12 protein-coding genes and 1 pseudogene are annotated in these 13050 nt (G+C 63.5%); 9 read left to right on the forward strand and 4 right to left on the reverse strand.

Going from position 1 to position 13050, the window contains the following annotated elements; all coding sequences use genetic code 11:
- Positions 1-114, forward strand: a pseudogene (locus tag ACLP2E_RS07760) (organic hydroperoxide resistance protein); the annotation flags it as partial.
- 127 nt (positions 115-241) lie between these two features.
- Here the strand turns inward: ACLP2E_RS07760 and rlmN are convergent.
- Positions 242-1486, reverse strand: a complete 1245-nt coding sequence (rlmN, locus tag ACLP2E_RS07765; protein ID WP_442465586.1) for a 23S rRNA (adenine(2503)-C(2))-methyltransferase RlmN — start codon at positions 1484-1486, stop codon at positions 242-244.
- 77 nt (positions 1487-1563) lie between these two features.
- Here rlmN and ACLP2E_RS07770 point away from each other — a divergent pair, with 77 nt between their 5' ends.
- Positions 1564-1986, forward strand: coding sequence for a DUF2809 domain-containing protein (locus ACLP2E_RS07770; RefSeq protein ID WP_442465587.1), 423 nt, complete (start codon positions 1564-1566; stop codon positions 1984-1986).
- Here ACLP2E_RS07770 and ACLP2E_RS07775 read toward each other — a convergent pair.
- Both ACLP2E_RS07775 and ACLP2E_RS07780 read right to left on the reverse strand, forming a co-directional pair.
- Positions 1966-2709, reverse strand: a complete 744-nt coding sequence (locus ACLP2E_RS07775; protein WP_442464322.1) for a tRNA-uridine aminocarboxypropyltransferase — start codon at positions 2707-2709, stop codon at positions 1966-1968. The two genes, ACLP2E_RS07770 and ACLP2E_RS07775, sit on opposite strands and share 21 nt — an antisense overlap.
- A gap of 60 nt (positions 2710-2769) precedes the next feature.
- Entirely contained in the window at positions 2770-3873 is a 1104-nt protein-coding gene (locus tag ACLP2E_RS07780) for an alpha/beta fold hydrolase (RefSeq protein ID WP_442465588.1), read from the reverse strand.
- Between the two features lie 212 nt (positions 3874-4085).
- Here ACLP2E_RS07780 and ACLP2E_RS07785 point away from each other — a divergent pair, with 212 nt between their 5' ends.
- The 7 genes from ACLP2E_RS07785 (at position 4086) to ACLP2E_RS07815 (ending at position 10376) form a co-directional block, all read left to right on the forward strand.
- Entirely contained in the window at positions 4086-5273 is a 1188-nt protein-coding gene (locus tag ACLP2E_RS07785) for an ABC transporter substrate-binding protein (RefSeq protein WP_442464332.1), read from the forward strand.
- Positions 5258-6310, forward strand: coding sequence for a PQQ-dependent catabolism-associated beta-propeller protein (locus ACLP2E_RS07790; RefSeq protein WP_442464324.1), 1053 nt, complete (start codon positions 5258-5260; stop codon positions 6308-6310). The genes ACLP2E_RS07785 and ACLP2E_RS07790 overlap by 16 nt, the downstream gene beginning before the upstream one ends.
- Complete coding sequence (locus ACLP2E_RS07795; RefSeq protein WP_442464325.1) at positions 6307-7053, forward strand: ABC transporter ATP-binding protein; 747 nt, start codon at positions 6307-6309, stop codon at positions 7051-7053. Before ACLP2E_RS07790 ends, ACLP2E_RS07795 begins: the two co-directional genes overlap by 4 nt.
- Positions 7050-7895 (forward strand): ABC transporter permease, encoded by an 846-nt coding sequence (locus ACLP2E_RS07800; protein WP_442464326.1) that lies wholly within the window; start codon positions 7050-7052, stop codon positions 7893-7895. The genes ACLP2E_RS07795 and ACLP2E_RS07800 overlap by 4 nt, the downstream gene beginning before the upstream one ends.
- A gap of 76 nt (positions 7896-7971) precedes the next feature.
- A complete protein-coding gene (tam, locus tag ACLP2E_RS07805; RefSeq protein ID WP_442465589.1) occupies positions 7972-8742 on the forward strand; it encodes a trans-aconitate 2-methyltransferase in 771 nt (256 codons plus the stop codon).
- Positions 8743-8796: 54 nt separating this feature from the next.
- Positions 8797-9576: a transglycosylase SLT domain-containing protein gene (locus ACLP2E_RS07810; RefSeq protein WP_442465590.1), complete on the forward strand. Its 780-nt coding sequence runs from the start codon at positions 8797-8799 to the stop codon at positions 9574-9576.
- 152 nt (positions 9577-9728) lie between these two features.
- A complete protein-coding gene (locus ACLP2E_RS07815) occupies positions 9729-10376 on the forward strand; it encodes a DUF642 domain-containing protein (RefSeq protein WP_442465591.1) in 648 nt (215 codons plus the stop codon).
- 65 nt (positions 10377-10441) lie between these two features.
- Here the strand turns inward: ACLP2E_RS07815 and uvrB are convergent, their stop codons facing one another.
- A complete protein-coding gene (gene uvrB / locus ACLP2E_RS07820; protein ID WP_442465592.1) occupies positions 10442-12982 on the reverse strand; it encodes an excinuclease ABC subunit UvrB in 2541 nt (846 codons plus the stop codon).
- Positions 12983-13050 lie beyond the last annotated feature (68 nt).

The following is a 13050-nucleotide window of genomic DNA, read 5'->3' on the forward strand; positions in this document are numbered from 1 at the left end:
CTGCCAACCGCCAAATTGCGTGAGATCGTGGAAGAGGCGCACGAAAACATCTGCCCCTACAGCCACGCGACACGCGGAAATATCGCGTTTCATCTGGACGTGCAGGGGGCGTGAGGGCGCCGGCAATCCCCAAACCCTCATGGTGAGGAGGAGGCGGGCCCGCCCTTGAGACGCCTGCTAAAACAGGCTCCTCAAGGTGATTGTTGCGCCGAAGTTGGCGCCGCGGGCCCGGTGACCCCGTTCACTCCAGCTCAGCCGCCAGCCGCGCTCTCGCGCGCAGCTTTTCGGTCTCGCTCTTGAGCTGACCGCAGGCGGCGAGAATGTCGCGGCCGCGCGGCGTGCGCACCGGGCTGGCGTAGCCGGCGTTGAAGACGATGTCGGAGAATTTCTCGATCGTCTCCCAGTCGGAACATTCATAGGGCGCGCCGGGCCAGGGATTGAAGGGGATCAGGTTGATCTTCGCCGGGACGCCCTTGAGCAAGCGCACCAGTTCGCGCGCCTCGGCGGGCGAATCGTTGACCCCTTTCAGCATGACATATTCAAAGGTGATGCGCCGCGCGTTGGAGGCGCCGGGATAGTCGCGGCAGGCCTGCATCAATTCTTGAATCGGATATTTCTTGTTCAGCGGCACCAGTTTGTTGCGCAATTCGTCGCGCACCGCATGGAGCGAAATCGCCAGCGCCGCGCCCGATTCCAGACCGAGCCGCTCGATTTCCGGCACGACGCCGGAAGTCGAGACGGTGATGCGGCGCTTCGACAGCGACAGCCCGTCGCCATCCGACAGAATCTCGACGGCGTCGCGGACGTTTTCGAAATTATACAGCGGCTCGCCCATGCCCATGAAGACGATATTGGACACCGCGCGCGCGCCCTCGCCCGAGGGAATCAGCCCATTGTCGGGCGGAGTCAGGCCGGGGAAATCGCCCAGCATTTCGCGAGCCACCACCAGTTGGGCGACGATTTCCTGAGTGGTGAGGTTGCGCACCAGCTTTTGCGTGCCGGTGTGGCAGAAGGTGCAGTTGAGCGTGCAGCCGACCTGGCTCGATACGCACAAAGTGCCGCGGTCGCTTTCTGGAATATACACGCATTCGACTTCCGCGCCCTTGTCCAGCGCATCGACCGGCGCCATGCGGATCAGCCACTTGCGCGTGCCATCGACAGACACCTGCTCCTCGACCACCTGCGGCCGCGTCAGCGAATAATTTTCCGCCAATTTCTGCCGCATGACCTTGGAGACATTCAGCATGACGTCGAAATTTTGCGCGCCCTGGAAATAGATCCAGTGCCAGAGCTGCGCGACGCGCATGCGGATTTCCCGCTCCGGCGTGTCGATGGCGCGCAAAGCTTCGGCCAGACCGGCGCGGGTCAGTCCCAGCAGCGACGGTTTTTTGGTGTTCAAATCGATGTTTTCGGCCATGCCCTGCGGCGCGGCCTCGACGGCCAGCGTCATGCGGCGTCCTTCAATGTCAGGAAAAGCGAACGGCATGCCTTATCACAAATCGCCGCGCTGGAAAACCGGAGGCTTTGCCTTGCGCAAGTCGCGGTTTTTAGCCAAACAAGACCATGAACTTCTCGTCCCTGCCGATCAAACGCTTGCTTGCCGCCCTCGTCGTCATCGCCAGCGGCGTGCTGCTGCGGCGCTATGGGCTGGCCCATAGAATCCCGGCTTTCTATGTCCACTATGGCTACTTGGCGCTGTGGGCGGCGATGGTCTATTTTGTCGTCGCGCTGCTGTTGCGCTCGCGCCCGCAACGGCAGATCCTGTTCGTCACCGTTCTGGTCTGCGCTCTGGTCGAGGTGTCGAAACTCAGCCATACGCCGGCGCTCGACGTGCTGCGCCTGACGACGGTCGGCGCCTGGCTTCTCGGGCGGAGTTTCTCGGGCTGGAATTTTCCAGCTTACGCCGTCGGCCTCGCTGTGGCCTTCGGCCTCGACGCGCTGCTGGCCGGTGGAATGTTCCAGAAATCACGCGGCCGGCGGCGCTGATTTCGACTTTTTGTCGCGCCGGGGCGGACGGCGTTTGGCTGAGGGCGCAGGCGCGCTGACCAAACCTTCCTTCAGCGCCGCGCGATATTTTTCGAGCATGATCGCAAAAAAACCGCCGAGCGCCTTTTCGATTTCCGGCTTGCGCTCGATCCGGGCGAGGGTCAGAGCCGCCGCCTCGATGGTCGACAGCGCCTCGCGGCGCGGCTCGCGGCGCAATTTGCCATAGAGCGACGGGTTGTTCGGATTCAGGGCAAGACGCCGCCCCTTGAGCACCCAGGCGTTGCGCCACCACAAGGTCTTGGCCTGCGCCCAGGAGCCATCGAAAATAACCACGCCTTTCAACCCGGCGAGAGCCTTGTCCTGGTCGGGCAGCGGCGCCCCCTTCTTGTCGAGGACCACCACTTCGCGGCCGGGCGGCAGATCGGCGGTGGCGGCGCCGAGATGCAGCACCGCCCATTCGGCCGGATCGGCTTCGCGGCCGAGCGCCTTGGACAGGCTGGGCCAGGACAGGCCGATTTTCATCTCCGAGTTTTTCAGCGCGCGATGGGCGAGCCGCGCCGTGCCAAGCAACCGATCCTGCTCTTGCGGATGCTGCAGGATCAGCAAGGCGGTTCTGGTCTGCAGCGGCTCCACGGAATCGCAGACGCAGAGAAAATCGGGCTTGGCGCAATGGGGACAAAGCGCGGGTTCGGGCGCGGGCGGAGCCGCTTCTATGTCGGACAAGGAGAAATCCTGAAAGAGAACTGGAGCGTCTATATAGCGGTAAAAGGGATAAAAGCCATTTTACGCTTTCTCCAGCCACGCCAGCACATCGGGCCAAACCTTCTTCAGCACCTTCGCGCCCATGAACAGCGACAAATGGCCGCCGGGCGCGGTCTTGCGCCTTTGCGCCGCCCGTGGCGTCCCCGCCAGCCGCCCGCAGGCGAAAGTCTGTTCCGGCGCCGTTACGTCATCGTCGCGCGCGGCGATGAGATAGAGCGGCCGGCGCATTTCGCGCAGGTCGATCCTCTTGCCGAGGGCGCAGAACGCGCCCCGCGCCAATTCGTTGCGCTTGTAAAATTTTTCCACCACTTCGAGGTAATAGGCGCCCGGAAGATCGAGAACATGCGAGCTCCAGGCGCGGAAACAGGCCGCTTTCGCCGAAAATTCCGGCGAGTCGAGCGCAAGATCGCTTTGCAGCCACGCGTGGATACGCTCGGGCGCGTCCATCTCGACGCGCCAGAATTGCACCGCCTGCTCGCCTCGCGCCAACCCGGCGCCGAGGCTGACCAGTTCGTGAAAAGTCTCGATTGGCGTCGAGCGCGCCAGCACGGACAGGGCCGAGTCAGCGGCCTCGATATCGATCGGCGAGGCGGCGAGCACCAGTTTGCCGGCCTTGGCGGGGAAACGCGCGGCATAAAGCAGGCTCAGCCAGCCGCCCTGGCACAGGCCGATGAAATCGGCCTTGCCGCCGATTTCATCGACGATGACGTTCAGGTCGCAGAGATAATCGTCGATGCGCCTTTGGCTTTGCGTCTCTTTCGCCGAAAGCCAATCGACCAGATACAAGGGCGCGGAGCCGGCGCCCAGCGTCGCCATCAGGCTATGGCCCTTGCAGAGATCGGCGACCCGCGCGTCATGCAGGGCGAAAGGCGCGCAGACGATGAGAGGCCGTTGCTCGTTCTGCCCCGGCGCGCAAGGGAATTGACGCAATCGCGCGGCGTCAAGCTCCAGGACGATCTTGTTGGGGGTCGCCCAGACCGGCTCAGGCGCAGGCTCCGGCTCGGCCTCGGGAGTTGAAAACGCCTGCAGCATCTGGCGGGCCATGGAGGCGCCGGCCTTGGCCGCGAAAAAACTCGGCCACAACATCTTCATCCATTCGGCGTCGAAATCGCGTTTTCGCGGCATGAGCCCATTCCGCCATGAGGGAGGCGCCGAAAGTCACTCTATCCCTTCCGTCGCCGTCGCGCACTGATCGAGGCACAATTGTCATAAGGCGCCAGCGAGGAAAGATTGCGGCGACGGCTCGGGAACGGCTAGACTTGCTCCGGGCGAGACTAATTACAAGCGCCGAAAGGGTAGACGCCTTGGTGAATTGGCATTGGCTGCTGAATTGCGGGCTGGCTTGTGCGCTGTCATGCGCCGCGCCCGCGCACGCGCAGTCGCCCAGTCCGGCCGCCGAACAAGCGGAACAGAAAATCGTCATCGGCTATCTGCGGCGCGCCGAAAAACCCACGGCTGTTTCGCGCATTCAATTGCCGGCGGAAAACGACGGCGAGGCCGGGGCCCAGATCGGTGTGGACGACGACGCCGTGACCGGCGAATTTCTCGGCCAGAACTTTTCGCTGGTCGCCAGAAAGTTGAAGCCCGGCGAGGATTCCGCGAAAGCCCTGGCCGAACTGACCCGACAGGGAATCCAGTATATTCTCGCCGACCTGCCGCCCGAGGCTTTGCTCAAGGCCGCCGACAGTCCTGACGCCGCCAGGGCGCTGATCTTCAACATCGGCGCCCCCGACGATTATCTGCGCGAGGAATCGTGCCGCGCCAACGTCGTCCATGTCGCGCCGACGCGCTCCATGCTGGCCGACGCGCTGGCGCAATACCTGATCTGGAAACAATGGCGCAAATGGTTCCTCGTGCGCGGCTCGCATCCGCAGGACATTCTATGGGCCGAGGCGCTGAAGCGCTCCGCCGCGCGTTTCGGCGGCAGAATCGTCGAGGAGCGGGTCTATGAGGATCGCGGCGGCGCGCGGCGCTCCGACAGCGGCGTCACCCTGGTGCAAAAGGAAATGCCCGCCTTCACCCAGAGCGCGCCCGCCCATGACGTGCTGGTGGCGGCGGACGAAAGCGCGGTTTTCGCCGATTACCTGCCCTATCGCACCTGGGACCCGCGCCCCGTCGTCGGTTCCTCCGGCCTCGTCCCGACCTCCTGGGACGCCTCCAACGAGCAGTGGGGGGCCACGCAACTGCAGCAGAGGTTCGAGCGCAAGTTTTTCCGGCCGATGGGCCCGCTCGACATGAACGCCTGGACGGCGGCGCGGATGATCGGCGAGGCCGCCTCGCATGGCGCCGCCGCCGACGCCTCCGCGACAAAAGCCTTCCTGCTGTCGCCCGAATTCGCCCTCGCCGCGTTCAAGGGCCAGAAACTGACCTTGCGCGACTGGAACCTGCAATTGCGCCAGCCCATTTTGCTGTCGGACGGTCGCAATGTCGTCTCCCTCTCGCCGCAGGAGGGATTCATGCATCAGTTTTCCGAGCTGGACACGCTGGGATACGATCGGCCGGAGTCGAAATGCCATTTGAAATGATTTTTCCGCGCAGCGCCGCGTTCGCGCTGGTCTTGGCGGCGCCTTTCGCCGCGTCGGGGTTTTTTGCGCTCTCGGCCGCGCCGGCCTTTTTTGCGCTCTCGGCCGCGCCGGCCTTGGCGGACACGGCTTTCGTCAGCAATGAAAAGGGCAATAGCGTTTCGGTGCTCGACATCGACACGCTGACGGTGAAAAAGACCATTCCCGTTGGCCAGCGCCCGCGCGGCATCATCGCCAGCCCGGACGGCAAGACCATTTATGTCGCGCTCGGCGATGCGGACACGATAGCGATCATCGACCCGCAGAGCCTGATCGTCATCGACGAATTTCCGGCGGGACGCGACCCCGAGCGGCTCGACATCTCGCCCGACGGCAAGACGCTTTACGTCACCAACGAGGACAGCAATTTCCTCAGCTTCATCGATGTCGCCTCGAAAACACCGCTGGGCTCGGTCCGCGTTGGCGTCGAGCCCGAAGGTCTCGCCGTCAGCCCCGACGGCAAGCTCGTCGTCGCCACCACCGAAACCACCAACATGGCGCATTTCGTCGACGCCGACAAACGCAAAGTCCTGGCCAATGTGCTGGTGGACGCGCGGCCGCGTTTCGCCGCCTTCACGCCGGACGGCGCGGAAGTCTGGGTCTCCGCCGAGATCGGCGGCGACGTCGTCATCATCGATTCCGCGGCGCACAAGATCATCGACCGGGTAAAATTTGCCGCGCCGGGCCTGCGCGCTGAAAACATCCAGCCGGTGGGCGTCAATATTTCCCATGACGGCAAGCTCGCCTTCGTTTCGCTCGGCCCGGCCAACCGCATGGCGGCGGTCGATGTGAAGACGCGGGAGGTGCAGAAATACCTGCTGGTCGGCCAGCGCGTCTGGCACGCCGCCTTCACGCCGGACGACAAATTGCTGCTGACCACCAATGGCGTTTCCAACGACGTCTCGGTGATCGACGTCGCCGGGATGAAAGTCGTCAAAAGCGTGCAGGTCGGCGAATCGCCGTGGGATCTCGTCATCATCGGGGGCTCGCCCAAACCATGATTCCCGCGCTCGAAATCAGCCATGTCAGCCATAGCTATGGAGCGCGAAAAGCCCTCGACGACGTGAGTTTTACCGTCGCGCCCGGCGCCTTCTGCGTCTTGCTCGGCCTCAACGGCGCCGGCAAAAGCACCCTGTTCTCGCTGATCACAAGGCTGTTCGCCCTGCGGCAAGGCGCGATCCGCCTGCTCGGCCGCGACCTGTCGCAAAACCCCGGCGCCGCCTTGGCCGAACTTGGCGTGGTTTTCCAGTCGCGCACCCTCGATCTCGACCTGTCGCTGGCGCAGAATTTCTACTACCACGCCGCCCTGCACGGCATCGGCAAGGCCGAGGCGAGCGAGCGCACCAAGCAGCTGCTGGCGGCGGTGGAGCTTGGCGACCGCGCCAGGGAAAAAGTTCGCGATCTTTCCGGCGGCCAGATGCGGCGGGTCGAAATCGCCCGCGCGCTGCTGCACCGCCCTCGCCTGCTGGTGCTGGACGAACCCACCGTCGGCCTCGACATTGGCGCGCGCGCCGGCATCTTGAGGCTGGTGCGCGGGCTGATCGCCAGCGAGGGCATGAGCGTGTTGTGGGCGACCCATCTGACCGACGAGGTCGACTACGGCGACGATCTGGTCGTCCTGCACAAGGGCGTTCTCCGCGCTGCTGGGCCGGTGACGGAGCTTTTGCGCAAGACCGGCGCCGAGGACGTGAAATCGGCTTTCATCGCCTTGATCGAAGAAGCCCCGCCGGAGGTCGTCGCGTGACCGCAACAACCAGTCCCTCCCGGCGCCTGACTCCGGCTTCCTATCTGATCTGCCTGAAGGGCATCGTCTGGCGCGAGAGCCTGCGCTTCCTGCACCAGCGCGAGCGTTTCATCTCGGCCCTGGTGCGTCCTCTGGTCTGGCTGTTCATTTTCGCCGCCGGCTTTCGCCAGGTGCTCGGCATCTCGATCATCCCGCCCTACGACACCTATATACTCTACGACGTCTACATCACCCCCGGCCTGATGGCGATGATCCAGCTTTTCAACGGCATGCAGTCCTCGCTGTCGATGGTCTACGACCGCGAAATGGGCAACATGCGCGTGCTTCTTTTAAGTCCCTTCCCTCGCGCGTTTCTGCTGTTCGGCAAGCTGATCGCCGGGACTTTCGTATCGGTGCTGCAGGTCTACGCCTATCTCGCCATCGCCTGGTGCTGGGATATCCGGCCGCCGCCGCTCGGCTATCTTACGGTGCTGCCGGCGCTGATCCTGGTCGGCCTGATGCTCGGCGCACTGGGCATGCTGCTGTCATCGCTGATCAAGCAATTGGAGAACTTCGCCGGGGTGATGAATTTCGTCATCTTCCCGATGTTCTTCGCCTCCTCGGCGCTTTATCCGCTGTGGAGGGTGAAGGAGGGCAGTCCGGGGCTGTATATCTTCTGCCAGCTGAACCCGTTCACCCACGCCGTGGAATTGATCCGTTTCGCGCTGTACGGACAGGTCAATTGGCTGGCGCTGGCGGTGACGGCAGGCTGCGCGACGGTGTTCATGCTCGCCGCGATCATCGCCTACGATCCCTCTCGGGGGCTGATGTCGCTACGCGGCGCGCCGGGCGCCGGCGCTTGAAGCGCAAATCGGGCGGTCCGTCAACAGTTGATAAGATTACTAGACAATCCAATCCCCTCGCGCGAAAATGATGCGCATGATCGACTGGAATTGCGAGCTATATCTAAAGTTCGAGCGCGAGCGCGCTCAGGCGGCGCGCGACATGCTCGCGCGCATTCCGCCGCTGGCGCCGCGAACGATCGTCGATCTCGGCTGCGGTCCGGGCAATAGCGCGGCGCTGCTGGCGCTCTACTTTCGCGGCGCCGAGATTTTGGGGATCGACACCTCCGAAAACATGCTGACCGCGGCGCGCAAACGCCTGCCTTCCGCGCATTTCATCCAGCAGGATCTGGCCGTATGGGCGCCGGAGGAGCCGGTCGATCTGATTTTCGCCAATGCGGCGCTGCATTTCGCCCAGGATCATGAAAAGCTGCTGGCGAAACTCATGTCCTTTCTCGCGCCGGGCGGGGTTCTGGCCGTGCAAATGCCCAATGTGCTGCAGGACGCGGCCCATGCTTTGATGCGAATGGTCTCGGTGGACGGGCCCTGGGCGGAAAAACTGGCCCCGGTCGCCAAGAGCCGCGCGGTGATCGGCACGCTCGACGATTATTACGCCTGGACTTCGCCTTTCGCCCGCATGGTCGACCTCTGGCAGACCACCTATGTGCACCCGCTCGACGGACCGGATGCGATCGTCGACTGGTTTTCCGGCTCGGCGCTGCTGCCGTTTCTCGAAAAGCTCGATGACGACGAGCGCGCCGCCTTCCTGACCCAATATCGGCGGGAGCTGGAAATGGCCTATACGCCGCAAGCCGACGGCAAAGTGCTGCTGTTTTATCCGCGGCTGTTCTTCGTGGCGCAAAGGTAAGGCTCTTCCGGCTTGGCCTTGTCAAAGCCGTATTTTCACGGCAAAGACGCAGGCATGAGCAACACGTCGCCGCGCCTCATGATCGTCGCCACTCTCCTTTGGGCCGGACTCGGTCCGGCTCTGGCGACGCCGCCAGCCCATCCGCCGCTGCCGCCGGCGCGGCCCGCTTTCCCGGACGACGACCTGACTCTGCGAAACTCCGCCGAAGCGGGGCAGGAAGCGCCCGTTTCGCAAGCGCCGCAAGCCCAGGCGCCTGAGCCGCCGCCCGCCGTCGCGCGCCCCGACGACGACCGCGAAGTCGCCGAGCGCCCGGTTCCCCCCGCCGCCTCCGCACAGGAGACGCCGGAAGAAGAACAGGTTCCCGGCTTCGTGCTGGCGCAAGAGGCCGGACTGGCGGAACTGACGCGCAAATATGCGCGCAGGCACGGCGTGCCTTTATCCCTGCTCCACCGCGTCATCATGCGCGAGAGCCGCTATCATCCCCATCTGGTCAATCGCCGCTATTACGGCCTGATGCAGATCACCCATGCGACGGCGCGCTCGATGGGCTATCACGGCACGCCCAAGGGCCTGCTCGACCCTGAGACCAATCTGGCCTTCGCCGCGCCCTATCTGGCCAACGCCTGGGCTTTGGCGGAGGGCGACCAGGACCGCGCGGTGCAGCTATACGCGTCGGGTTATTATTACACGGCAAAAAACAAAGGCATGCTCGGCCTGATGCGCAACGCCGATTCTCCACCCGCAAAGCCGGAGCCGACTGTCGCCGCCGCCGCCCCTCCGCCGCCGCGACCGAAAAATATTCTGGAGAGCCTTTTCGGCGGCTCAGCCCAATAGGCCGGCCTTCCGGCGAGAAGCATCGCCCACGCCGCGACCGCGCGCTCTGGTCCGCCGCTTTCGCCGCTTGTTGCTGTTTTGCTTGACAAAATGGAACAGTTACGGTTACGTTCCGCTTAAGTTTTCGGGGGTCATTTTTCAGGAATTCCAATATGTTTTTGAAATGCTTGCGCTTTACTCTCGCCGCGGCGGCGATCGCCGCAGCTCCGTCCTTGGCTTTCGCGACGAATCTCGTTTTGGATGGCGATTTCAATAGTCCTGGGAGCAGCAGCTCGTTCACGACTTATTTCAGCGGCCAATCGTTCGGTCCGTGGAATGTCACTGGAACCGGCGCCAGCACCGGCGTCGATCTCATCGGCACGTACTGGCAGGCCCCGACCGTTGGCGGCGGCAGCGTCGATCTGGACGGCAACGCTCCCGGCGGCATCAGCCAGGCGCTGACCCTGAAACAGGGCGACTGGTATAAATTGTCTTTCTATCTCTCGGGAAATCCCGATGGCCAGCCCACCGTTAAAACAGTTGCAGTCGCCGTCGGCAGCGCCGCCGAGACCTTCACCTATACGATTGGCGACAACACCCACTCGAGCATGAATTATATTCTGGAGACCGTGAGCTTCCAAGCCGACGCCACGAATACCCTGTCTTTCAAGAGCCTGGACACCGCCTCGCCATGGGGACCGGTTGTCGGCGGCGTCGCCGTCAGCGCTCCCGAGCTCTCGACCTGGGCGATGATGCTCGCCGGATTCGCCGGTCTCGGCTTCGTTGGCTATCGTCGCAATCGCGCGACCAAGGTCGCCTGAGAGCTCAAAATTCGCATTGAAAGCCGCCCTTGGGGCGGCTTTCGTCGTTTTAACCGAGCGAAAAGCTACCTCTTCCGCCCCTTGTGTCGCCAGCTTGCGCCTTTGGGCCGCGCCTCGCCGCCGCCAAAATTATGCGGTCCCATGTCGGCGTCAACAGGCTTTCGCACCCGCGACGGCAGGTTCGCCGCGTCGCCATATTTCTTCTCGCCGCGAAAACCGCCGCCGCCTGACTCGACATCGCTTTGGCGCGCCAGCGGATCATCGGATAGCGTCAGCTCCACCGACTGCAGGCGCTTGATCTCGTCGCGCAGACGCGCCGCGGTTTCGAAATCGAGATCGACCGCCGCCGCCCGCATCTTCTTTTCCAGATCGGCGATGGTGGCCTGAAAATTATGGCCGATGGCCGGCGCCGACAGACCGGCGTCCACCGTGACATGATCCTGCTCGTAGACCGAACCGAGAATATCCTGGATGCCGCGCTTGATGCTGGCGGGGGTGATGCCGTGTTCCTCGTTCCACGCCACCTGTTTTTCGCGGCGGCGCCGCGTCTCGGCCATGGCGCGCTCCATCGAGCCGGTGATCTTGTCGGCATAGAGGATGACCTTGCCGTCGACATTGCGCGCGGCGCGGCCGATGGTCTGCACAAGCGAGGTTTCGCTGCGCAAAAACCCTTCCTTGTCGGCGTCGAGAATGGCGACCAGCGCGCATTCGGGAATGTCGAGACCTTCGCGCAGAAGGTTGATGCCGACCAGCACGTCGAAAGCGCCGAGGCGCAGGTCGCGGATGATCTCGATGCGCTCGATCGTGTCGATGTCGGAATGCATGTAGCGCACCCGCACGCCATGCTCGTGCAGATATTCGGTGAGGTCTTCCGCCATGCGCTTGGTCAGCACCGTCACCAGCGAGCGGTAGCCTTTCTGCGCCATTTCGCGCGCTTCGCCGAGCAGGTCGTCGACCTGGCTGCGCGCCGGACGCACTTCCACTGGCGGGTCGATCAGGCCGGTGGGGCGAATGACCTGTTCGACGAAAACGCCGCCGGTCTGGTTCATTTCCCAATCGCTCGGCGTCGCCGAAACATGGACCGACTGCGGCCGCATCGCGTCCCATTCCTCGAAGCGCAAAGGGCGGTTGTCGAGACAGGAGGGCAGCCGGAAGCCATATTCGGCAAGCGTCGCCTTGCGGCGAAAGTCGCCGCGATACATGCCGCCGATCTGCGGCACGGTGACATGGCTTTCGTCGGTGAACACCAGCGCGTTGTCGGGCAGATATTCGAACAGCGTCGGCGGCGGCTCGCCGGGGCGCCGTCCCGTGAGGTAGCGCGAGTAATTTTCGATGCCGGCGCAGGAGCCGGTGGCCTGCAGCATTTCGAGATCGAACAAAGTGCGCTGCTCCAGCCTTTGCGCTTCGAGAAAACGCCCCGAAGCGTGCAGCTCTTCCAGCCGCTGGCGCAGTTCCGACTTGATGCTCGAAGTCGCCTGCAACAGGGTCGGGCGCGGCGTGACATAATGCGAATTGGCGTAGATCTTGATCAGTTCGAGATCCTGCGTCTTCTTGCCGGTCAGGGGATCGAATTCGGCGAGCGATTCCACTTCGTCGCCGAAGAAGGAAATGCGCCAGGCGCGGTCCTCATAGTGGGCGGGAAAAACTTCCACCGTATCGCCCCTCACACGAAAGACGCCGCGCGAAAAATCCGGCGTGCGCTTGTATTGCAACTCGACCAGGTCCTTGAGCAATTGCCTCTGGTCGAGCTTTTCGCCGAGCTTTACCGAAAAAGTCATGGCGGTATAGGTTTCCACCGAGCCTATGCCGTAGATGCAGGAGACCGAGGCGACGATGATGACGTCGTCGCGCTCCAGCAGCGCGCGGGTGGCCGAGTGGCGCATCCGGTCGATCTGCTCGTTGATCGAGGATTCCTTCTCGATGAAGGTGTCGGTGCGCGGCACATAGGCTTCGGGCTGGTAGTAATCGTAATAAGAGACGAAATATTCCACCGCGTTATGCGGGAAGAAACTCTTGAACTCGCCATAAAGCTGAGCCGCGAGGGTCTTGTTCGGCGCCAGCACCAGCGCCGGGCGCTGGGTGCGGGAAATGACCTGCGCCATGGTAAAGGTCTTGCCGGAGCCGGTGACGCCGAGCAGCACCTGGTCGCGCTCCCCCGCCTCGATCCCCGCCACCAGTTCTTCGATGGCGTGCGGCTGGTCGCCCTCCGGCTGGTATTCCGACTCGAGTTCGAAGCGGCGGCCGCCTTCCGATTTCTCCGGCCGCTCCGGGCGATGCGGGGTCCACACCTGCGAGGCGTGAAAATTGGGATCGCCCTTTTCCAGCAGCGCCTGCAGGCTTTCCGCCGTGGCCCCGGAGCCGGTGGTGAAATTTTCGCGCTCTGGAACGCGGCGGCGCGTCTTTTCCCGCTGCATCGCCGGCTCCTGGCCGAGCCCGAGACGCGCCGCTTCGTGGTCGTCCAGCTGTTCAGGAAGAAAGGCCGACGCCGCCTCCTCGAAACCCCGGCCGACCAGCGACGGATTGAGCAAGGCGGCCAGATGGTCGCCGAGCGGCAGGACTTCGGGTTTCGAGGCTTTGCCGCTGCGTGAAGAAGGTTTTTTCGCCATGGCGCCAATATGGGTCGGCGGCGCGGGATTGGGAAGGGCAAAGCCAGAACGGGGGTCGCGGCAAAAAA

Source organism: Rhodoblastus sp. (assembly GCF_052145335.1).
Taxonomy (GTDB): Bacteria; Pseudomonadota; Alphaproteobacteria; order Rhizobiales; family Beijerinckiaceae; genus Rhodoblastus.